19 protein-coding genes are annotated in these 20,284 nt (G+C 51.8%); 2 read left to right on the top strand and 17 right to left on the bottom strand.

Going from position 1 to position 20,284, the window contains the following annotated elements:
• Nucleotides 1-44 precede the first annotated feature (44 nt).
• Genes NAI64_RS05790 through NAI64_RS05755 form a run of 8 tightly spaced genes read right to left on the bottom strand, consistent with a single transcriptional unit; the run spans nucleotide 45 to nucleotide 15,131 of the window.
• Complete coding sequence (locus NAI64_RS05790) at nucleotides 45-8,240, bottom strand: LPD3 domain-containing protein (protein ID WP_269298669.1); 8,196 nt, start codon at nucleotides 8,238-8,240, stop codon at nucleotides 45-47.
• Complete coding sequence (locus NAI64_RS05785; protein WP_269298667.1) at nucleotides 8,240-10,762, bottom strand: hypothetical protein; 2,523 nt, start codon at nucleotides 10,760-10,762, stop codon at nucleotides 8,240-8,242. The genes NAI64_RS05790 and NAI64_RS05785 overlap by 1 nt, the downstream gene beginning before the upstream one ends.
• Nucleotides 10,759-11,025, bottom strand: a complete 267-nt coding sequence (locus tag NAI64_RS05780; protein ID WP_269298665.1) for a Bbp19 family protein — start codon at nucleotides 11,023-11,025, stop codon at nucleotides 10,759-10,761. The genes NAI64_RS05785 and NAI64_RS05780 overlap by 4 nt, the downstream gene beginning before the upstream one ends.
• Nucleotides 11,018-12,655: a portal protein gene (locus NAI64_RS05775; RefSeq protein WP_269298663.1), complete on the bottom strand. Its 1,638-nt coding sequence runs from the start codon at nucleotides 12,653-12,655 to the stop codon at nucleotides 11,018-11,020. Before NAI64_RS05775 ends, NAI64_RS05780 begins: the two co-directional genes overlap by 8 nt.
• A 1-nt stretch (nucleotide 12,656) precedes the next feature.
• Entirely contained in the window at nucleotides 12,657-12,998 is a 342-nt protein-coding gene (locus NAI64_RS05770) for a hypothetical protein (protein WP_269298661.1), read from the bottom strand.
• Nucleotide 12,999: 1 nt separating this feature from the next.
• On the bottom strand, nucleotides 13,000-13,458 hold the full coding sequence (locus NAI64_RS05765; protein WP_269298659.1) for a hypothetical protein: 459 nt from the start codon (nucleotides 13,456-13,458) through the stop codon (nucleotides 13,000-13,002).
• A 21-nt stretch (nucleotides 13,459-13,479) separates the two neighbouring features.
• Nucleotides 13,480-14,760, bottom strand: coding sequence for a terminase large subunit domain-containing protein (locus NAI64_RS05760; RefSeq protein ID WP_269298657.1), 1,281 nt, complete (start codon nucleotides 14,758-14,760; stop codon nucleotides 13,480-13,482).
• Entirely contained in the window at nucleotides 14,757-15,131 is a 375-nt protein-coding gene (locus NAI64_RS05755) for a terminase small subunit (protein WP_269298656.1), read from the bottom strand. Before NAI64_RS05755 ends, NAI64_RS05760 begins: the two co-directional genes overlap by 4 nt.
• 29 nt (nucleotides 15,132-15,160) lie before the next feature.
• Between NAI64_RS05755 and NAI64_RS05750 the strand changes: the two genes are divergently transcribed.
• Both NAI64_RS05750 and NAI64_RS05745 read left to right on the top strand, forming a co-directional pair.
• Nucleotides 15,161-15,472 (top strand): transcriptional regulator, encoded by a 312-nt coding sequence (locus NAI64_RS05750; protein WP_269298655.1) that lies wholly within the window; start codon nucleotides 15,161-15,163, stop codon nucleotides 15,470-15,472.
• Nucleotides 15,465-15,746 (top strand): helix-turn-helix domain-containing protein, encoded by a 282-nt coding sequence (locus NAI64_RS05745; protein ID WP_269298654.1) that lies wholly within the window; start codon nucleotides 15,465-15,467, stop codon nucleotides 15,744-15,746. Before NAI64_RS05750 ends, NAI64_RS05745 begins: the two co-directional genes overlap by 8 nt.
• Before the next feature lie 61 nt (nucleotides 15,747-15,807).
• On the opposite strand, the gene NAI64_RS05740 is transcribed toward NAI64_RS05745, so the two are convergent.
• The 9 genes from NAI64_RS05740 to NAI64_RS05700 form a co-directional block, all read right to left on the bottom strand.
• Entirely contained in the window at nucleotides 15,808-16,590 is a 783-nt protein-coding gene (locus NAI64_RS05740; RefSeq protein WP_269298652.1) for a phage regulatory protein/antirepressor Ant, read from the bottom strand.
• 2 nt (nucleotides 16,591-16,592) lie between these two features.
• A complete protein-coding gene (locus tag NAI64_RS05735; RefSeq protein WP_269298650.1) occupies nucleotides 16,593-16,943 on the bottom strand; it encodes a hypothetical protein in 351 nt (116 codons plus the stop codon).
• A gap of 265 nt (nucleotides 16,944-17,208) precedes the next feature.
• Complete coding sequence (locus NAI64_RS05730) at nucleotides 17,209-17,406, bottom strand: helix-turn-helix domain-containing protein (RefSeq protein WP_269298649.1); 198 nt, start codon at nucleotides 17,404-17,406, stop codon at nucleotides 17,209-17,211.
• On the bottom strand, nucleotides 17,330-17,521 hold the full coding sequence (locus tag NAI64_RS05725; RefSeq protein ID WP_269298729.1) for a hypothetical protein: 192 nt from the start codon (nucleotides 17,519-17,521) through the stop codon (nucleotides 17,330-17,332). The genes NAI64_RS05730 and NAI64_RS05725 overlap by 77 nt, the downstream gene beginning before the upstream one ends.
• Complete coding sequence (locus tag NAI64_RS05720; RefSeq protein WP_269298648.1) at nucleotides 17,500-17,844, bottom strand: DUF1064 domain-containing protein; 345 nt, start codon at nucleotides 17,842-17,844, stop codon at nucleotides 17,500-17,502. The genes NAI64_RS05725 and NAI64_RS05720 overlap by 22 nt, the downstream gene beginning before the upstream one ends.
• A gap of 178 nt (nucleotides 17,845-18,022) precedes the next feature.
• Entirely contained in the window at nucleotides 18,023-18,574 is a 552-nt protein-coding gene (locus NAI64_RS05715; RefSeq protein WP_269298647.1) for a hypothetical protein, read from the bottom strand.
• A complete protein-coding gene (locus tag NAI64_RS05710; RefSeq protein ID WP_269298646.1) occupies nucleotides 18,567-19,460 on the bottom strand; it encodes a YdaU family protein in 894 nt (297 codons plus the stop codon). The genes NAI64_RS05715 and NAI64_RS05710 overlap by 8 nt, the downstream gene beginning before the upstream one ends.
• On the bottom strand, nucleotides 19,457-19,651 hold the full coding sequence (locus NAI64_RS05705) for a hypothetical protein (RefSeq protein ID WP_269298644.1): 195 nt from the start codon (nucleotides 19,649-19,651) through the stop codon (nucleotides 19,457-19,459). Before NAI64_RS05705 ends, NAI64_RS05710 begins: the two co-directional genes overlap by 4 nt.
• A gap of 99 nt (nucleotides 19,652-19,750) precedes the next feature.
• Entirely contained in the window at nucleotides 19,751-20,272 is a 522-nt protein-coding gene (locus NAI64_RS05700) for a P-loop NTPase family protein (RefSeq protein ID WP_269298643.1), read from the bottom strand.
• Between the last annotated feature and the right edge of the window lie 12 nt (nucleotides 20,273-20,284).

Raw genomic sequence — 20,284 nt, 5'->3', positions numbered from 1 at the left:
TGTATGCGCTATGGGACACCTCGATGCACGCTTGTCAATGCGCGCTATTGCCTGCTATCCGCACTCGCCCTGCCCGTCACGACACCACGCACGAAGTCATATCCTCCTGTCGGTTGCACCTCGTCGGTCGCCACATCATAGATGTATCGTGCCGTTGCGACTGGACGTGCCGGGATGATAGGCAATCCTGGAACCACCCGCTCGATTTCCGCCATGTCCTGAATGAACTTCGACACATCGAAATCGCCGCTTGAATCTTCCCACTTGCGGAACTTGAATGCGTCCTCAATCATCTTGATTGCCGGAGGATAGAACACCCTGCCGGACGAGAACGATTTGCCGCGATACCAGTCAAGTGCCGCGTTCGAGATTTGACCTGCAAGACCGCCCATCGACAAGCCATAATTGACCGTTCCCCAGCCGAACACGTCCAGCAACCAGCTGGCATACGTTTCGTCATCATCGCCACCGGCGGCGAACTTGCGAATCGCCGCGCCGATCCATGCCGGCAGCAAAGCCGTTTGCAACAGCAAGATGGCGACAGACGCCTTTCTGTTGGCAATATCGCTTCGCTGAATCTTGCTGTATTCACCGGAAATCAGGTTCGCACGCTGGATGAAGTAGCCGGTGAACTGACTGAACAGCCTTTTCAGCGACCCGCCAGCCTCGAAGTTCGCAACATCTTCCGCCGCATTCGCGCCGAATACCTGACGCACGACACTGTCCGCCTGCGACACGGCATCCCTGTGCGACAAGCCGGATTCCGTCGCCTGATTGTACGCGGCCATCCATGTCAACGGTCCGCAGAAATTATCAACGGATGCTTGCAGGAAATAGGCGTGGTCAATCAACCACCTATCCAGCTTTTTCAATCTGCCAGGTCGTAATGCCTGCTCAAGCCGACCATTGGCAGCCATGATTTCGGCGCTCCTTCTTCCGCGCATATAGTCTGACGCATCCATGACGGCTTTAACCGTACCGGCCCGGTCTGACACCATCGTCCGGAAAGCATCCGTCAGGTACCGGCCTTTGACTTTGGAATATGCCGCCGTCATATCGAAAACCTGTTCGATGGCATTCACCACATTCCCGAACATCGTGATCGCACCGGCGCGGGTTCTCAATTCACGCGCTACCTTGTCATATGGCGCCGGTTTCTTCCCGGACGTTTCCAGATTCTGTGTGATCGCTCTGGACAACCACGGTTTGATGACTGTCCCCATGAATTCCGGATCATAGCCACGAATCGTATCGCTGACATTTTTGCGATTCAGCAACCTTGACACATCCTTGTTCACCGGCGCCATATTCGCAAACAGAATCTGTCTGCTGATATGGTCACGAAGCCGGGACAGATCCAGCAACAACGGGCCGAAGTTCCCTTCTTTTCGTGAATTGCCCCAACCTGCCTGCAAACGCGGGAATGCGGTACCCATCTGGTTAAGCAAGTCCATTGTCGGATTGAGCTGCTTTTCACCGGCACCGGATTCTCGCGAATCGTATATGACCGGAACATATCCGCCGGCATATCGCTTGCCGAACATTGTGAACGGTGTCGCCGTGATTTCATCAAAGTACCGACCGAACACTTCCTTGTATGCTCTTTGAGACTGCGGTTTCAATTCCTCGAACACGTCCCAGATTTTCTGCACACCATCCATGTCCTTTTCGGTGATACGTCCTTCCGCAATCATGCGGGACATAAAAGCGTTCCATCTGGCCGCGTTTACCTGTCCATTCAGCACGGAACCCCAGCCGCGCCCGACAAGAAGCCGCTGGAAGTTCGACATATTGCCGGTATGCAAAAGCGCATGTATCAGTTCCGCCTTGCCGTATCCGGTATCCTTGCCGAACGTGTAACCCAGTTCCGGCGCTTCGATGGTTTCCCGCGTGAACCGGAAACTGTCGATGATTTCCGTCAGGCGTTTGGTGTACTCTGCTTGCGAAAGCCGTGTCTTGTCGGCTGCCTGCTTGACCGGATTGAACACGTATTTCATCCACGGGCCGGTTTCTTCTCCGAGACGCGCACCGTCCACCATATCGCACCATGCTTCCATGCGCGTCTGGTCAAGCACCATGCTGCCGATTTGTTTGAGCAGCTTGTTGCGCAAGGAATCGTCACGGGAAGATGAACGCCATGTCTTGCCGAAATCGGCCAGCTTGTCGGATATGGCTTTCGCAGCCTCGTCGATTTCGACGCGCTTTCCGTCGATGAGCATGACTTTGCCACGCCTTGCCTGATCCCAGTTCGCTTTCACGTCTTCCAGAACATCCAGCGCAGTAGCGGTATTCAGCTCACGCAACGGCACGGCAAGGTCATACCGGAACGGTTCCACATCCTGCCGGTTCTTTTCCTCGGTAACGATGCGCTGCATGATGAGGTCGGCATTCCCGCCAAGTCCGAGTTTCGCGGCAATGTACTTCGCACGGTTCACGAACAGCGAATCGCGTGTCTTGACGGCATCCTTGAGCGATTTGCGGACAACCGCTTTCGCCTGCAAGGTTCGGCGGTTGAGTTCTTTCTGAACCCGTGTCGCTTCACGATACAGGATGTTGTTCATGATTTCAGCCTGCTTCTGTCGCGCTGCGGCAGTGTAGTCCGGGTCTGTCCTGTCAAGCTCCTGACGCGCCTGTCTTGATGCTTTCTGCATCGCTCGCAGATACAGGTTCGGTTTCAGTTCCTTGACCGGCTTTTCCGCAATGACGGAACGCGCCGCGACTTCCATCGCATCAACCTGCGCATTCACGTCTTCCTCAATCCGCTTCGCTTCCTTTCGCTGTTCGATACGCTTGCGCTGTTCTGACAGCTTCGTGGTTTTCACCATCAGTATCGCCAGCTCCTTTTTCAGGCGCTGTTCCATGTATTCGTTATGCAGCGCGTTTTCCGCTTCGTCTGCGATATTGTCGCTGTTCAGGACATCACCCTCGCGGTCGATGATGTTCTGTCTGGCCTTGTCCTCGATGTACTTCTTTCGGTTTGGCAACTGCGCAATCGCCCGGATCAGTTCGTCGCCTGAATTGAATCCAAGACCTTCAGCAAGTTCTTCAAGCGATACATTGCCGTCCTTGCTGTATATCCGCTTGCCGTTTTTCCTCGGCAACTTCGCCAGGAATGCCTTTCCGTATATGCGCCGCAATTCGGCTTCGTTGAGCGAAATGCCGTTATCGGACGTAAGGTCGTTGAAAGCGGCGACAACCGGATCGCGGTCGTATTCCTTTTCGACACGATTCTTTTCCGCTTCCAGTTCTTCCTTGTATCCCTTTCTCTTTTCGCGCAGCTTCGCTTTCATGGCTTTCTGGCGGAACCGGTCTTGCGCATCGATCAGTTCTTTTTCCGCTATTTTCATGTATGCGTCAAACTCATCTTGCGCGATTCCCATTTTTTCAGCCGTCGCGAAAAGCGGTTGCAGTTCGCTTGCATCGCGCATGACGGATATTTCCTCGTCAGACGCCAGCATCCGGTCGAACACTTCGCGAATGTCCTTGTTCAGATTGACACGCAATCCCCGCATGGATCGGTAAATATTCAGCAGCCAGTTCTTGAACCGGCTGAAAATGCCTTGCAGTTCCGGCGATGGCGCTTTTCCTTCCATGAGATACGCTTCGAACGAACGGGCGAACTTCTCGTGCTGCTCACGTGTGATCGCCTCACCGTCCTTCGTGCCCAGATATTTCCGGATGGTGGCATATTCGTTTCTGATGTACTCGCTTGATTGCGGATCGGACGCCAGATCGCCGTACACTTCCAGCATGAAGTGCGCGGTTTCATGGACGAACGTGGAGTAGTTTGCGTCCTTGAACAGTTCGATCCGCATGGTTCGGTCTGGATTGATTATGGTCGCGCCGCGGACTTTACCCTGATTTTTTTTGTTCAAAATGAACAGGTTGACACCATCCTCGTTTTGTTTGATACTTTGTTCAAGGACATCGCTTTCGGTGTCTCGTACCCTCGGCCCATGACTTGAACTCTGGTGATTCCGGGGGTTATCAGGCTCCAAACCCCGGGCTTCTTCCCTGGGTAAAATTGGAGCCTTTTTCTTTAGCAAGTCATCCGGATGATGGTTGATGTTGTAAAACAGATTTCCGTAAACATCTTCACCAACATTCACGCCAACAGGAATAATGTCATCACCAATTGAAACATCCGCAGTAAAGTAATGGAATGCAACAATGTCATCCGTTCGACTTTTATTCAGGCCTGTTCTGCCATGATATTTCCCATGTGCAATAACATCTCTGATAGCAGGGATAATCTTTGCCTTTAACGAATCTCCTTTAATCCCCCTTTTGACCTTATTCCACCCTTTTCCACTAAAACGAATATCACCTATCTCGCTTCGATTGACTGACGTTCCCTGAAGGTTTTGTTTGTACCAGTTCCTTGCTGCATCAAAAATATCTGCACTATTACCCAGCTCATCGCCAGTCAACCGTACAACCGGTTCTCGCTGATACAGGATATTCTGACTTTCAGAGAACGTACCGATATTGCCTATTGCCGACTTGATTTGTTTTGGAGTAGAAACAGAATATATTGAACTTGGCGTATAGCTTTCGTCTGACGTGAGTTCTTCCGTCGGGCCGATGTCACGAATATTGTCAAATATTACCCCGTCATACCCATGCTCATAGGCGTAACGCGCTATATCATCCGTTGTCGCGTAATCAGACCAATCCCCATATTGCGTTCGTCTGAAACCGAAAATCTTTGCCAGTGTCGTTCCCCGTTTTTTCCCATACTCTCTTATGGATATATCGCCGCCTATCTCGCTCCAGAAGCTCCGTTTCGCATTGACAATCACAGGATTTTTTGCGTTGAGAAATACAGGCATGACGCTTCCGGTACTTTTATCTCGCCCTGTATAAGTCCCTGCAATATTGGATGAACCGAACCACATACCTGTACCTTCGGTTTTTCTGCTTTCTGATGGCTTGAACGTATCGAAATCCGCCGTCGTCCCATGATAAACAACCAGCGGCTCTCCATTTTTATCAACGACTTTTGACACCGCATCCTTGTCAACCGCATAGATGTCTTGTAGAATGGATTTGTAAAGATCAGAGCCTCGGAGTTGGTCGACAGTGTTTCTACTGTACCCGCTTTTTGAAACGTCGCTCTGGTCTTTTTGTTTTATGTCTTCCTCAACAAATACGTCATGGACGTACAGTTGATTCTCTCTCCCCGGCATTTTTCTTGCTCGCATGAACACCAGCTTGTTCTGGCCTCCGTGCGTGATTTTCGTGGCAAAATAATGATTCTGGATATTTCCACCATCGAAATCTTGTAACGTATCGATGTATTCAGATTTCTCCAGTATTTCGGTCAGATAAGGCATGACATCCAATTTGACGTCCGTGGAACCGTGACTGAAACTACTTCGGATACTCCTTCTCGATATAACCACGTTTCCGACAGGCTTTGTTACTGTCACGTTTTCAGGGAAGAAACCAAGCGCTATATCACGTCTTTCTTTTGGTGAAGCCGTGTTGTATTTTGCTTCAACTGCAACCGGATCCTGATTCCCCAGCCGTTCCCTGATTCCAGCCTTTTCCCAGTCACCGAACCAGCGTTTGAAATTCGGCGTCCTCACCTGAACCCATTGGCGCTCGGTCAGTTTCGTAGGTTTCCCGTTTGGCGCTTTCATCCAGAGCGGGGTTCTTCTGTATTTCTTCTCTATTTCGTCGTATTGACGGTTGGCTTCGGCACGCTCTTCTGCGGTTGGGATGTCTGATTCCGTGAATCCCCGTTGTTCGTACCGTTCAGTTTCGGCCGTCTGAGATTCTTTTCCGGTATTTTTTCCATTCTGTTCCTCGTAGTATTTCGACAGCGCATCCCTGATGGTGGCGTTGTCTGCGTTCAGGTCGATACCGGCTGCGGCAATGTCTCGTGACAGATTGTCAAGCGCTTGCAGTTCGGCAAGCAAACCGGCATTCAGTTGTGCATTCGAGTATCGTTTTTCACCTGTCGTGTATTCGTTGACCAGCGCATCCAGCAAGGCATTGTCTGCCTGCATGCTTTCTGTCTCTATCCCGAAATCAAGGACGTCCTGCAATGCGGCCAGTTCGTCAGCGCCCATGCCTTTTTCATTCAGGATTGAGCGTGGCAACTCTTTGTTTTTCACCATGTCACGAATAACATCGTTTGGCCTTATTCCGCCTTTTTTGCGGATATATTCAAGCAACGACTGTCCGTAAACGTCCCGTTCTTTCGGTATTTCGTTTTTGCGCAGCTTCTCAAGCATTGAATCTATCGCGGGGTCAACGTCCTTGCGAGTGTTCAGCGTTGTTGGTGTTGCGCTCGGATTGATGGTCAGTCCGTATCTGTCGAACGCATCGCGTATCCTTCCTGCGATTTCGTCAGCGGTCAGTTCTTCGCCCTGTTCTCTTGCGCGTTCGATTACATCGCGCTGCACCGGATTCAGGAAAGCGCGCGCCATGATGGTAGCTTGCGTTCTGGCGGTCTGTTTGTCAAAAGTCGGTTCAAGCTGCACGGCGATGTCATCCGTCAGCCTGGACAAGACATCATTGACGGCGCGGGCGTTCTCGCTTTCTTTCCCTATTCTCTCAAGCAAACTTTCAGTCTCTTTGGCTCGCTCCTCAAGACGCTGCATATAGGCTTCCTGCTCGTTGACCGTCATGCCGTTTTCGGACAGTTTGGTATCCCTCACAAAATTCGGCGCATGGTCGGACGCAGAGAAATCCGCCTGATAGGCAGGAAACGGAATGGACAAATCGCTTCCTGTCGCGACGGCTTCATCGTAATTGGTCACGCCGTAGCGTTCGGCCTGTTCTTTCGGATCAAGCCCCTGCGACTGGAAATATGTCCGCCATGCCTCGGTATTGATATAGGCGTTTTCGAGTGGCGTGCCTTCTGTCTGCGTGGACACCAGTGTTTCATAAACCTGTTTGTCCCTGCCACGCAGCTTCGACGCTTTCGCTTCATCATTGAGCGACTTGATCCCTTTCTCCGTCGCCCGACCGATTCTGAAACGTCTCAAGCCAAGCATATTGGCGACAATCGCGCCGACTGCACCGGATACCGTGAACTCGTCGAACATTTCGGCGCCGGTCTGATATTTCGCGCCCGGATTGGTGAACTGCTGCCTGATGTAAGTCTGCAATGCGCTTTCAGCGACTTCCTGAAACCCTTCGGACAAGCCACCTACCAGTGTCCTTGTTGCGAATCGTGCCGCCCTATTGGCGATCCTGCTTGCCAGAGGCGATCCTATCAGCTCAAGAGACAGTTTTTCGGTTACGCCGGTTGCGACACCACCGCCGATTATCGCTGCGAGACGGCTCGAAAAATCCACATCGACACCCGCTTCCCTCGCTGCTTCGATGTCTTTCTGCACATCGTCCGATACCGCACCGATACCCTGATCGATCAATGCAGACAACTGTCCGGCCGGATCTATAAAAGCAGATGCAATTTGCCCGGCAACCTGACCAAGACCTGCGGCAACCTGCACGCCGAACGGTTTTTGCTTGTCCGGCACGTCGATTCTGTTGCCTGCCGCAATGACAGCCTGTGCCGGCGTCATGATGATGTCGCGCATCGTCTTGTATTCGACGGCATCTATGTCATCCCATTGGCTTGCCAGTCTATCGTCTGACAGACCGATGGCACCGGCATACACGTCCTGCATCATGCGCGTGGTGTAATTGCTGGACAGGATTCTTTCTGTAGCGCCTTTGATACGATTGCCAAGAAAATCGCGGACAATGCCAGCAGCAAATGCCTGCGGATACGCCAGCACGGAATCGATTGCATCTTCCGTTCTGGCCAGATTGTCGATATCGTCATGCGCGATACGCGCGTTGTTCGGGTCTGTCAGAAATTCAGCGGTCTTCGGGTTCGTCTTTTGCAGTTCTTCCAGTTTCAGGTTTCTTGCCTGCGCCTCGAACAGTTTTCGGTAATTGCGCACCATATCGGCGGGGGCATTGAACTGTTTTGCAAGCTCGTTGACCCTCGCCTCATCATCCGGAACGGCATTGTCTGCCTGTGCGACATTCATGCGCAAAACGTTGTTACGCCATTCGTCGTTCTGTTTCTGTATTTCCGCAAATTCCTTCCGCATCTGTTCGACAGACCGGTTAGCCCTTTCGGAAAGCGATTCTGTCGAAGGCTCCGGAATCTCGCCATGCCCCGTCGCATCCCACGCGGCACCCGCATCGACAGGCGCCGGATCTATCCCCGTATCCTCAAACGTTCTGACCGTACCGATTGCGTCAACTCTCATTACAGTTCTCCCTTCGACCGCAAGACGGCCAATATCTTTTCATCTTCTGTCCCCGTGATGCCGGCGGAATTCGCCACTTCCACAAGCTGCATTCTTTCTGGCGTGGACAGTGAATCGATGTACTGCTGTGGCGTCGCCTCGAACCGTTTTACGGTTTTCGGGAACCAGAACATACGCGGAATGACCACATCACCAACCGCAGTTTTCAGCATTTCAAGACGTTCCTTGTCTGTCGGATACCGCTTGTGATCCGCTCTAAACGATTCAAGAGAGCGTGTCATGTAGTCGTTGAGCAATGCCCTCGTTTCGATGTCGTTTTTTTTCGTGGAATTGAGATTGATACCGTTCTGAAACAGCACCGTCTTCATGTCGAACGTCAGCTTTTCAAGCGCGTTTCTTCCCTGCTCCGTTTGCCCCATCGCCTGACGTCTGGCAAGACGATTGATTTCACCCGCCGGAAGTTTGCCGCGCAATGTGCGAAGGTCTGTCTGTTGCAACTTGTCCGGATTGTTGTAAAGCTCGGCCAGCAGATCATAGTCGTAAACGGTGTTCTTGTTGATGTACTGCACCGCCTCGCGGTAGTTCCTGTTGTTCAGTCTGTCAAGAGCGCCAGACTGTTCGATTTCCGTCATTGTCTTGCCTTCATCAGCCATGTTGTAAACGGAAATCAGCGTTTCTTCCTGCTCCTGCCTGTCGCTCGCCTCGAAAGCGCGAGACCGTCTCGAATAATCGTCCACCGCCGCCTGATAGGCCTGTCTGTCATTGCCAAACACTTCTTTGGCTTGCGTGGAAAACTCTGCAACCGACATGAGCTTGACGGCATCCCGATTCCTCTTGCTCCATGCAGCGACATTCTTTTGCACATAGTCCTGCGTTTCCTTCGGAGCGTGCGACAGCCAGTCATTGCCGTACTGTTTGACAAGATCGTCAACGGTTCCGGGCCCCGCATTGTAGGCGCCCCACATCTTCGCCAGATCGCCCTTGTAGTATTCGATCAGTTTATCTTGATAGGCCGTACCAACAGCCGCAATACGATCCATGCACCCATCCAGTCCGTACTGTTTCAGTGCCTCAGGTTTGAAATCCCATTCTTTTTTTTCTCCAAAGCGACCTTTCCCGTTTCCGACTTTCTTCAACACGTCGGCAGGTGCGATACCAAAACCTGGAGATTCCGCAGTTGCTGGCATGACTTGATATTCACCCAGCGCACCTTTTGGTGATTCCGTGATATTGCCGGACTTGTCGTAACGCTTGCCACCTGATTCCGACTGCATGGTAATGTTATGCGCGGCATTCCTGTCGCGCATGGTGTAATTCATGGCGCCTGTCGCAAACACCTTCGACGCATAGTCTTCGCCGATCCTGATGCTTTCCTGACGTCTGACATTACGGTTTACGTGTATCAGGTCGTCCGCGCTCATGATTTTTGAAAAGCGCTGCTGATATGCCTGTGCGGTTTTCAGATCGCCGTTTTCAAGTGCATCGTCGACAATCCCTCTGACGATTCCGGATGTTTGTCTGTTGGCAAGGCTGTCGGCCAGTTTTTCGTCTGCACCGTCTTTCATCGCCTGATACCTTGCCACACCGTGAAAGTCATTCAGCGCCTGCAATGCGGATTCCGGGTCGCTGGACGCATTGGCGAACGCCATCTTCCCGTACTGCGCTTTCGTGTCGTCCAGTGTCGCCTTCTCGTAGGCGTTGTATTGCTGGCTGATATAGTTCGTCGCATTGCGGTTGAAATTGCGCTGGAACGGCAGGATCATCGCATCGAACTTTTCCCGCTTGCTGGCCGACATGGACGACCGCATTCTGGACAGTTCGTCGTTGATGTTCTGATCTATCGTGTCCCTGACCAGCGTCCCGTCCTCGTTGCGCCAGGCGTTGATACCCTTGCGTTCGGCAAGCGCCGCCTGCTGATTATCCAGAAACTGCGCAAACGCATTCGCTTCCGCCGCCGCATCGTCGAACGTTCTGATTGCGTTGCCGCCTGTCCGACTTGTCACGATCCCGTCTTCGGTGAGCGTCTTCCCGACGCGGTAAAACAGTCTGATGACTTCCGGATGATTGCCCAGTCCGGTCGTTTCCAGAAATTCCTTGATTTCAGGCGTCCCGTAGGCGTCAACGGCTTTCTTCGCGATAGCCAGATTGGCGTCCAGAGCAGCGCCGCCGAACTCCTTGTCGTTCCTAGATTCTTCTGCCCATGCATTGCGCTGTTTCGTGACGGTTTCAACATCCATCCGGTTCAGGATTTCGGCAGCGTCTTTCAGGAGCGATGTGGCGTTTTCCTGATTCAGACCGTACTTTTTCGCCAGCCCGGTATAGCTATCGACAAGACCGGATTCAATGTTCATGCCGTCCAGCGCTTTTGCGTCAATCGTCCAGTTCGTGTCGATCAACGTGCCATTTGTCGTTTCATTGCCTGCCGCCGGAGCACCGCCAGACTGATTGTCCGTTTGCACACCGTTTTCCTGACCATCGACTGCCGTGTTATCCGTCATCGTTTCGTTTCCTGTCTCGTTCATCTGTTCTCCGTCTCCATCGTCAAAAACGCCTGTTTGTCGAAATCCAGCAAGGCGGCCTGTATATCCAGACCGATGTCCCTGCGCCCCTGCGCATACGCCAGCATCATCGCGTCACTGGAAAAATTGCTGGCATCGATCGCACATACCTGATGCAACATCCGCCAAATGAACCGCCTGCCGAGTGCATGCCCCATGACATAAGCCAGCTCGTCATCGCGCCGTTTCTTCGCTTCGGCAAGTTCGGTTTCCATTACGTCATCCATACATGCCCCCGTAACCTTGCAATCCCTGCATGATTTCCCCCAGATTCTGGGTATCGACCTGTGACAGTTCTTTCGCTGTCTGTGCCTGTGCGGCCTGTTGCGCCATGACTTGCTGTTGCGCCTGCTGTTCGGCACGCTGTTGCCGGATGATCGCCACATCCCGACCGGACACGATGGTTTTCGGATTCACGCCAAGCGAATCGGCAAGATCGTCAACCGCAGCATCCGCATCGAACTTGTCCAGCACATCCGGTTTCATTTGCGCCATGACACCCAGCGAATTGAGGAAACGACTCTGGCTGCTTGCCGACGTCATTTTCTGTGCCTGCGCCAGCACTGACGTGTACTCGATGACGATTTCCTGACCATGCAGTTCATCCGGTAGCGGTGGCACGATGCCAGCTTCCGCCATCTTGTCGAACGTCATTTCGATCAGCGGCGACAACAGTTCGTTGTCCAGCCGTTCCAGCACAGGACCCAGCATGAGCATCTTTTCGGACTGGCGTTCCGCGACTTCCGTTGCGGTCATGGTCTGCGTCTGCTGGTCGAACATCATGAACAGGTCGGTGTAGAACGATGCATGGATACGCTCACGCACATCCACGATGTCGGCCAGCAAACCGGATAGATCCGGACGGATTTCATAAGCACTGCGTATAGCAGCCATTTCTGCCGGAGTTGCATACAGCACGCCACCGGGAAGAAGGTTCACACCCGCATTTTTCAGACTGGCCGGTATCAGTCGCGTCGGGTTGTTCTGCTGATCGATCCCCTGCCCCTTGCGCAACTGTTCGACCTGCAGCTGCTTGATGTCAGGCAGCGCCCACATGGATGGGGATATGCCGTAATCGTCCATGACATCCCATCGCGGCGCCAGCACGGGAAAACGCTTGTATCCTGATTCCCTCAATACTTCGCCGGATGCCATCAGGTACACAGACCGCCATGGCATATCCGTATTTTTCGGACTGTTCACGTTCCGTTCCGTCCGCGGCTCGATCGCGTGAATGACCGTGAACAACGAATCGTAATTCCCGTGTTCGTACTGGTTCATCACATTGGATGGACAGCCATCACCGAACATATCGACCAGTGCCTTGACCGTCATCTGGAATTCCCGATACAGCGTATCCACAACACCGTACATGTCGGTAGCGATGCAGTATTCCCCGGCCGTCAAGGGATAGCCGTGAATGATGTTGTCGTAATGCCCGGAAAGAATGGCAGGGCCCGTCCCGAAAAGCCCCAGTTCGTCATAAATCGTGTGCAGGACACGATAGATATTGGACTTAGAAAACACGCGCCGCATGATCGTCGCCACGTCATAACACCATGCCTTGACCTGCATGTTCTTGGCCAGATCGGGATCGGCTGTCGTCAGCCCGAACCATGGACGCGCAGGCGACGTCATACCGGACATGAGGCCGGCGGACAAAATGCGCTGTGCACGCGCAGGAGTGGAATCGAGAATCTTTTTGCTGCTGGTGCCACGCAAATTCCGGTTCGTCACGACATACCTGCCGCGGTACGGATTGACGTAATCCGTCACATCCTGCCAGATCGGCAGAATATATGAACGTTCGTTCTTGAGCGCCTGCCACCGCTTGAGAATCTGCTGGCGCATTGCCATATCAGCCGCCCAGCAAGGTTTTTTTGCGTTTGTTGGACGATCCCAATGTCGCCCCTTCGGCGCCGGTCAGCATGGTCGATCCCAGACCGGAAGCGTTTTCGCTTTTAATCGTATCGACATCCGGGCTTTTCGCATTGGCTGCTCTGAGCTGTTCCTGAGCGGTTTTCGCCTGCTGTTGCGCGATGGCATTGGCTTCCTTCATCGCTCTTTCCTGCTTTTTCGCCGGACTCGAACCTGTAAGCGCACCGACTACGCTTCCGATCAGTCCGCCGCCCTTCCCGCCGCCCTTGTTACAAACTCTCTGTGCGGAAACGTATCCGCTATGCTTGTCCGGTAAAATCATGTCAGACCTCTAAACGTAAATTGCGATAAACCGTCCTGAATCCGTATCGGTGATGCATTCGCTCCATACCGGGCGATACATTGCATTCAATCCACGACACCCCTTGGTTCCTCAGGAAATCCTTGAATGGTGGCAAAAACAGCGTCATGAACTCGTCCAGTCTTTCGCCTGCCATCGCCAGCACGTTGACGGCGGTCGCCTTCGGATAAACCACATCCTCAAAAGCCATGAGCATGAAAATACCGTCGTCATCGTAGGCAACGCCTATTCCGACAATGCCTTTTTTGGCAAGGTCTTTGACATCCTCTTTGGTAAATTCGCCGTGCACCGCTTTTTTTTCCAGGCGGTCAACAAGTTTTTCGACAGACGGCCAAACCGCGTCTATTTTTCCCGGATCGAGAAATTCAAGCGTTACGCCATTTTTTTGAAATTTGATTGCCATTCCCGAATAATGAACCAACAGGAATGGACATATGGGACACTAGAACGCGTCAAGCGGGTTGTATTCCACGCGCTCTGTTTTTTCATTGGACTTGCGAACCGGCGCGGCAAATGTGAGGGCCAGCGCATCGGCCAGATCAGGCGAACGCCCCAGACGTTCCTTGATTTTTTCCTTGCTCTCCAGCATCATTTTTCCGGAAGCATCGAACAGGTATGTCGGCGCCGACAAATCGGCTTTCAGCGTTTCGTGATTCGGTATCATCCCGCCGGAACGCAACCATGCCGCCATTTCTATCCACATTTCCGCACGACGGTTCTTGTACTTTTCCGACAATGCCCGCGCACCGAAAGCCACTTCCGTGACATCGCATCCCAGCTGCCGGACACGATCGATCACCCCCGCGCCAGCGCCGGCATCCACGAAAACGGCATCCGGACGATTCTCGGCGATGAAGCTGACCAGCCGATCAGCAACCGCCATATTGTCCAGTTTCCGTATGACAACCGGCTCGAAAGCAACCAATCCCTGACGCTTGAAAAACACTGTCGCATCATCACCGAAACGCGCGACATCCACTCCGATAATGATCGGTGCATAGGCAATATCCCGTTCGACATACTGGCGTTTCGCCGATTCCGATACCAGATCGATCGGTATCAGGATGTCATCCGATTCCGCCGAAAAGTCGCACAAGAATTCCTGCCGGTACGCATTATCACTCATCTCATCACGCAAGCTGGACAGTTCCTTTTCATCGATCACACCGGTTTCGTCCGCACGATACATGACCGATGTCCATTCCGGATCATCGCCTTTCAATCCCCTGTCGAACAATCCTTTGAAAAGATTCTGGCCTTTCGGCGTACCAATGAACACCGCAGACCCGCCACGATCTGCCAATGCCGGCCGGATGATTTCATGCCAGACTTCCGGTTTCATCTGCGCCACTTCATCCAGCACCACGATATCGAAGTACCCGCCGCGCAGCGCATCCGGATTGTCGGCGCCGAAAATCCGGATCATCGCGCCGTTTGGAAGTGTGGTCGAAAGCTCGGACGCATTGACCTTGATGCCAGGAATCGGCGCCGTGTAATACCGCAGGTAATCCCACGCGATCATCTTCGCCTGATTGAGATAGGGCGCGATATAACCGAAACGTCCGGCACGCTTTTGGCATTTCACGGCTCCCTTGATGAGATGATTCACGGCCAGCACCGTTTTGCCGAATCGCCGATGCGCAACCACCGTGATGAACCGGTGCGATTCAAGCAATGCATGAACCTTCGGATGACGCGGTTTGTACGGTATCTTGACGATCATTCATCCCACCTGACGGTTATCTCGCCATCGATATGCGACCGTTCGACATACAGACCTGCCGCCTTCCCCCTGGCGATTTCAGCCTGTATCGCAGGTCCGTACTTGCCTTCTTCTTTCGCCAGCTCCCGCAATTCTTCCAGCGTGGACAAATGCTGCGCCAGTGTGATCTGTGCGCTTTCTGTTACAGGTTTCCGAAGCTCTTCAAGTCTTGTTGCAATCTTGTTGTTGTCCAGCAGTGCCTTGGCATTTCTATTGACCGTTTCAGGCTTCATGCCCTTCGCGTTATACACCCTCCGATAAGCCTCAGACGCATTCCTGGTCTCGATATAGGCAAGACAAAAGTTTTCCTGTTTCTGTGTAAGTCTCTTCATTTTGTACTACATTGTGGTATAATTATTATATGTACACGATTTCCGAAACCCCCGTTTTTCAAAAATCCATTGAAGAAATATGGACTGAGGCTGAACGCCTTGAATTCATTTCCTGGATTGCGAACAATCCTTTTGCCGGTGATGTTGTCCCTGGCACTTCCGGGCTTCGCAAGGTTCGCTGGAAACGAAGCGGAATGGGTAAAAGCGGCGGAGTTCGTGTGATCTACTACAATACGTTGGATCAAGGGCATATATGGCTTCTCTTGGCCTATACCAAGACGAAATTCGATAATTTGCCCGCCAGTTTTCTCAAGAAATTGAAAGAGGCTCTTGATGGATAAGGAAATGCAAGCGTTTTGCGATACGCTACTGGAATCCGTTAAACAGATGAAAGCCGGAAAAGCAGCCAGAACAACCACTGTTTCGGTTCCTGACGTAATTCGCGCACGAAACAATATCAAAATGTCACAATCCGATTTCGCCACGCTGATCGGTGTATCTGTCCGTACTCTGCAAGCTTGGGAACAAGGAAAACGTACTCCTTCCGGCGCTGCCAGAACACTGATTCGGGTCGCTGAAAAACATCCCGATATCCTGCTTGAAGCCGTACAGTAATCTGTCATTGTTTTCCCTTTCCTTCCTGAAAAGACCCGCATTACGCGGGTCTTCTCTTCTATCACACAAGAACCGCTTCACGCGGAACGATGGACGCCAGTTTGGTCAACCCTCTCGGAGTGACAACAACCTGCTCCCGGATACGTTCTGTCCCGTCATCCAGTGTCATGGCATATACCTTATGGGTGAGATAACCGCACTGGATTTTGTCCTGATAAGCGTTGTAACTCCTCCCTCCGACACGTCGGTATATCCATTTTTTCGCTTGCAGGAAATCGAACAGGTCTTTAGGACGGACGTTCAGGCTTTTGGCTGCGTTGGTCAGGTTCAACAGCCCATCCGCATTGGCTATCCTGTCAAATCCTTCTGCCTTCGGTGTCTGTTCCGCTACCTTGTTTTCAAGCAACCGGTTTTCATTTTCAAGCCTCAGGCGTTCCTGTTCTGATTCCATCGCCAGTTTCAGGATATCCATTCTGGACAGGCTATTAACATCAAATCCATTCCTGATAGTGTCCCGCATTTCATAGAACTTCTTGACCAGCCGGATCTTGAACTGCTTGACGATTTCCGAATTGCGCATGTACGAGAAAAGAAGCGTTGCTTGCTGTTCATTCAGAATGGCATATTCGGTATCGCCGCCACCATGCTGCCCTTGCAATCTTGGTCGGATTTCAAATCTGACCAAGCCGAACTCATTGAAATCATTAAGATTATTCCTGATCAGCTTCATAATTGAAGCGTGTTCAACACCGGTTCCTTCTGCAATAATGAGGGACGTAGTTGTCGCTTCGCCGTCGACCATTGCGACCAGTTCATTCTTTTCTTCTGTGTTCATGTTTTTCATGATCAGGCTCCTTTTCTCGAAACGTATTCACCGACCCAAAGAAATCTTGCGAATGCAGAATTGGCCAGCTCGGAAAGCGATTTCAGTTTCTTCTGGTAATCGTCCAGTGCTTCGATCGCTTCCATGTAAATGTCTTCATCACCATCTATGATCGCTTTTGCTTTTTCGATGAAGGTTTCACTGTCATACGACAGAAAGAGCAACATCAGTCGGCGCGTGCGATGTTGTTCCGCCAGCGTCTTTTCAATGGTGTCGATTTGCTCGGATATGATCGCAGCCGGGAACCGGGGGATTTTGAGAAATGGAATATCAATGACGGGTGCTACAGACGTAGCAATGGATTGATTGGACATGATGTGTCTCCGTGTACAAGTTTCTGAAACTTGCCTTCCCTGACGCCAATCAGGGCGGGCAAGACTATACAGGTTGGCGTACCGGGTACACGGAACCGGCGTGCATTGCTGCACCCCATACAGTCTGCCCATAACAGGAGACACACGGACATAAAAAAACCGCGCTGATGGCGGTTGTCCGCCGTGTATTATCGGGACGCCAATCCCGACACCGTCTTTTTCCGGTGCAGAATCAGTATATCCGCGCCCTGTAATCTGTGTCAATCTACCTGCTGTCATAATTCACAATCCTGCACACCTGCGATTTTGAAATTTCCATTTTCCGCGCAATGGCACGGATGCTCATTCCGTCTTCATGCAACTGCCTGATCAACTCGACTTCGTTGTCAGTCAATTTCGCGGCGGGATGCTTCTGGCCGGAAGCGCTCCGGGAACAGCGACCTGCATTTTTCCGTAGCCTCATCTATCGCAATCATCCTTTTCTTGCTGCCCTGTTCACCTTCCATCGACGCATCGATCAGCCACATGGCAGCGAAACGCGGAAGCAAGCCAGAAATCAGAAACGCTCTATCTTCCATCCCAGCCCATCACGTCTTGTTTTCTTCCTGACCGCCAAGAACTCGACCGGATACATCTCGGCAGCGACCTTGATCTTCACTCTTGCGTCGTCGTGCCAGTACCCCTTGACTTCGTGCATCTCAAGCCTGCCGTCGGATCGCATCACCGCGAAATCCGGCGTGTAAAACGTGTTGTCCGCCAGCCTGAACTTCATGCCCTCGAACCGGTACCAGGCTATCTCGCCGCAGTTTTTCAAAATCTGAAGATGCTCCGCATACTCAGTCTCTGTCTTGTTCATCTGACCTGTTTTCATGCGCCCCAGCGCAAGGATCGACGGTTTCATTTTCAATTCGCTTTCTTCAACAGGTGCGGTTGCAGCGTGACAAGATTTTTCTGATCGTTTTCGACATCATCGTATTGACAAACAACCCTGTCGAAAGCATCCCTTCTAAAAGGACCAGATAAAACTTTCCTGACCGTCGCCAGCCGTCCGGATGGCGTAATCACCTTTTGCCCTGTTTTCAAATCGCACATAGATCCCCCTTTTGCGATAAACGTCGTTTCAATTCAGCAAGTTTTTCAAGAGCAGTTTGTCTGTCCGTGACTGATTCACCAGGAGCAGGCAACGCATGACGAAATTCAGGCACGTCAGGCAATTCGTCATCACGAGAAAGATTCGCAGAAAAAATCCGGGACCATTTTTTCTTGGCAGATTCCCATGATGAACACCTCAAATCGAAAAAGCCGAATTCAACAGCAGTCCAGTAAACAGCTTTTTTCGACCAGACATCTTTCCCCGATTGCCGCTTGCAAACCTGTTCCTGTGCTTCGGCAAACGCTTTTTCGAAGTCTTGATCCTGCCGGCACATAAGCAAAAATTCCGGCAATGTGGGCGGCCATGGACGCATCTTGCATGCTTCAAGACCAGTTCTGACTTCTCGCACGGTAAGCCCGGACAGTGCATCCGCCCACGTGACTTTCACGACAGACAGATCCGTACCTTTCCACATCTGTGCGAAGCGAGTGCCGTACATGGCGGAAAACTTCGCAAAGAGCGCCTCGACGTTATCCAACGAAGCGGGCTTGCGCGTCGATTGTTCGGGCCTCATTGGCTCTGCGTGTCCGTCCGGTGAGTTCGTCAAGTATTCGCTGATTTTCCGCATCTCGTGTTTCCTTCGGTCTGATCTCGGTTTCTCCAGAATTTTCAGCTTCGCGCAACCATCCCTCGAGGATGGCGATCACATAGCCTGCGGGTATTCGCTCGTTCGGTTTTCGGTCACGTGCAAGCTGGCAAGCCGCGGCCACGGTGCCGATCCGTATGCGATGATCCGCCAGAGCAATGACCTTCGGATGCTGCGGATTGCCCTGTATCCCGTACTGTCGCAAAACCGATGAAATATCGCCGGGTTTCTCCACAAACGCATCCGGGTTACCCGTTGGGTTTCCGTTGGGTTTTTCCGGCGCGCTTTCTTTACCCCCGAACGATAGTGAGGGGGTTTCTTTTATACTGGTTACTGGGGACTGGTTAGGGTTTTGCGTGGGTTCTTCGTGGGTTTCTTGTGGGTTATCGTTGGGTTTTGTCTGGGTTTCTGTTGGGTTTTGTTTGGGTTTTCGTTCGGTTTCATCCGTTTCATCGAAAATCCGCTTTGGACGTCCACCCTTCGCCCCGTTTCCCTTGTTGGCGCGCGCCTTGTTCTGATAGTCCGCGATTTCCTCTTCTGCACGACCGTTCTTCCAGACGCCATTCTCAAGATGGAAAAACTCGTCCAGAACGACATCAACCGCCTTGCGCTCGGCCTTGCTATGCGCCCTGGCATAACGATACTTTTTGTCGTCCGGTATGCCCTGCTCGGAAATGTAGTAACGATCCAGCAGGATTGTGTAAACACCGTGCTCCAGCAGGGACAGATGAGCCGTGTCACGGGTGTAATCGCCTAGATGCCGTTCGTAATAGTTCATGATTTTTCTCTCAGCCTTTCACGCTCCAGCTTCAAATATTTCGTATGCTCATGATCCGGAAGGTATGAACCGCGTTCGATCATCCCTCTGGCCAGTTCAATAGCCGATCGTTCTGTCCATCCTTCATCGATGAAGTACCGCGTCAGCACCTTCTCATCGTATTGGTAGTCCTTTCCAGAAACACTCTTCATTTCCACACCAATCTCGGCTATCTATAAAGCAGGGGACACAGCCATGCTATGCTTGTGTTTCCGACTACAAACTTTCACAAAAGGGCCCCTATGATCGAATCATTTACTGCCATTTACACCGCTATTACCAGCGCCATCGGCACGGCCAAAACCGCTATCAAGGCCATCAACCTCAAGGACGCAAGTGATGTACTCGGCCAACTCGTTAGCGCTCAGCAAGCCCTCATTACTTTGCAATCTGAACTTATCGAAGCGCGTGAGAAACTTCATGAACTGCAACGACCGCTCGAAATAAAAAGTGAATACAAGCTTGTCAACGTCGGAGATTGTGGCGCCCTTGTCAGAAACGACTGTATTGATCCTCTCGAAAATCTCACTGAATCTGGCGCCAAAAGAACCCAGTTCTTCTGCCAGCTTTGCGCTAATAAAGACATGCTTGTCCTCCTCAGGCACGATACCGACGATGGATACAGACTTTTTTGCCCGAACTGCCGGGAGATAATCGAAATTCAAGCTCGATCTCGTCAGTTTTATTGACAAATCAATGTTCTTTTCGATGAGATCGAACAGATTCAACAAAAGATCAAATTTCTTTTGATCCTCTTTTTGCTCTGTAGTCATTTCCCTTCCCTC

Origin of the sequence: Oxalobacter paeniformigenes (assembly GCF_027158465.1) — a bacterium.
In the GTDB taxonomy this organism is placed as follows: domain Bacteria; phylum Pseudomonadota; class Gammaproteobacteria; order Burkholderiales; family Burkholderiaceae_D; genus Oxalobacter; species Oxalobacter paeniformigenes.
Note: the sequence above shows the minus strand (reverse complement) of the source record. Positions and strands in the feature narration are given on the sequence as shown.